This window comes from Dryocola clanedunensis subsp. sulfonylureivorans (genome assembly GCF_016756775.1).
Classification (GTDB): Bacteria; Pseudomonadota; Gammaproteobacteria; order Enterobacterales; family Enterobacteriaceae; genus Dryocola; species Dryocola clanedunensis.
The window spans coordinates 1-2,103 of the sequence record NZ_JAERMU010000059.1 but is presented as its reverse complement, the minus strand read 5'-3'; the positions used below and the strand labels follow the sequence as shown (position 1 = coordinate 2,103).

General features: G+C 57.3%; 1 protein-coding gene. It reads left to right on the top strand.

Going from position 1 to position 2,103, the window contains the following annotated elements:
- On the top strand, nt 1-2,103 hold a 2,103-nt coding region (locus tag HYQ67_RS23730; protein ID WP_431355462.1), incomplete at both ends, for a beta strand repeat-containing protein.

Here is a 2,103-nt window from a genome sequence, read left to right as displayed (position 1 = left end):
GTTGATAATAACAGTACAATTAATTACGACTCGAAAACGCTGGTTTCCCTGGGTAATTTTAGCAACACACCTAATGCCGGGGCCGTAACGTATAATGACATCGGTTTTGCGGGGAGCGTCAGCAGTAAAATTGGTAGTTTCAACGTTACCGATCTGGCGGGCTACCAGGCGTATAACACCGCCCTGATTAACGCGGTGAAAGCAGGAAACCTGGCGGCAGCCGAATACACCACCGAGCTTGAAAAAGCGACGAAACCTATTTCAATGACCGTCAACACGGCGGTACCAGCAAACGATCCTTCGACGCTGCCAACCAGTCCCGATCGCCAGGCCTATATCAAAGCCGACGGCAGCGCGGCTGCGGTGAATATCACCAGCGACGCCAATATTCAACTTTATAACACCAACGCCACGCTGATTAACGCTGAGCAGGGGGCTAAGGTCACCAACGCCGGTACGCTCAGCACGCTGGCGAACGGGAATGGTTCTTCCTATGTGATTTCATCGAAAACCGGGGCTGATATTCACAACACCTCGACGGGGATCATTAACGTTAACAGCGATGACGCGACGGGAGCTGCGTTGGGTGCCGATACTAACGCCGGTAATGCCAGGGGGATTTACGCGGCGGACTCCACCATCGTCAATGATGGGGTGATTAACGTTGGCTCCCAGCGAAGCTCCGTGTACAGCAACGCGGGCCTCTACCTGACGGGTACCAGCAACGCAACCAACAATGGCAATATCAACCTGGCAACCCAGAACGAAGTCGCGAATGCTACCACTCGCAGCACGGCAAACTTTGGGGCCTGGATTGATGGCAGCAGTACGCTGACCAACAACGGCACGCTATATGTCGGGCGCGGTGCACAAACCTCGCTCACGGATACACCGGCAGACGTCAGCATTGTTTTGCCCGGCTCGGATGTCGTCTCGGTGAATGGCAACGGTCAGTTTATTAACGGCTCGGCGGGTATCATTACGCTTGGCTCGAAAACCCAGGGGGCAACAGCAATCCTCGCCAACAGTGCTGACGCAAAAATTGACCAGCAGGGGACTATCAACCTGTCAGAAAACTCAGCCAGCTCGACTGGTGAGGCACCTGCGCAGAGTATCGCTATTGATGTGGCTAAGGGCGCGACCCAGGTCACTAACAGCGGCACCATCAATATGAACGGTCTCAACGGCATTGGTATCAATGTCCGGGCAGCAGGGCAGGCAACCAACAGCGGCACGATCAACGTGGCTGAAGGTGTCGATGCCGCCACGCACACCGCTAACTACGGCATCCAGTCCATTGGCGCAGGGGCTAAAGCCACCAATGCCGGGCATGTGGTGCTGACGGGGGATGGGGCGATTGGCGTGTATGCCAAAGATGGTGGCCAGGTCGCGGTAGACGGCGGCAGCGTAGACTTTGTAACCGGTACCCGTCAGACAGGCTTCCTGATTTATGGTGCAGATTCTTCTGTCACCTCGCAGGGTTCGGTGCAGGATGTTTCCACCGCTGACTCCACGCTTTACCGCATTGATGGTGGCGCGACCTACGCGGCGAACGGTGCGGTAATGGCTGGCAGTGGTCAGAACAGTACTCTTCTGCTGGCGACCGGCGAAGGCAGTGACATCGATACCACCGGCATGAACCTGACCGCCAGCGGCGATGGCGCAACGGCTGTGAAAGTGGAGGGCGGCGCGCATGCGAAAATCGATGTCACCACCAATATCGACCTGACCGGCATGGGGGCCACTGCGGGCAGCGTGCAGGGCGCATCCACCACTATTTATGGCGATACGGGTGCGACAGGGGACTCCGTCCTCGACAGCTACGCAACCCTCAGCAGCACCGGCGGCGTGGCCGCAGGCGCACTGGGCTATAAGGTCGCGACCGGCGGAACGCTCAACCACCACGGCGTCGTCACGATTACGGCCCCGGACAGCACCGGCGTGCAGATCAACGGCGGCACCATGAATAACGATACGGCGATTACCGTCAACGGGACGGCAGTCGATATTATTGGTGCCGATTCGGTGGTCAATAATACCGGCGTCATCACCGCCACAAACGGCAAGGCAGGTTATCGCCTGTCCAACGGTGCATCGCTGGAT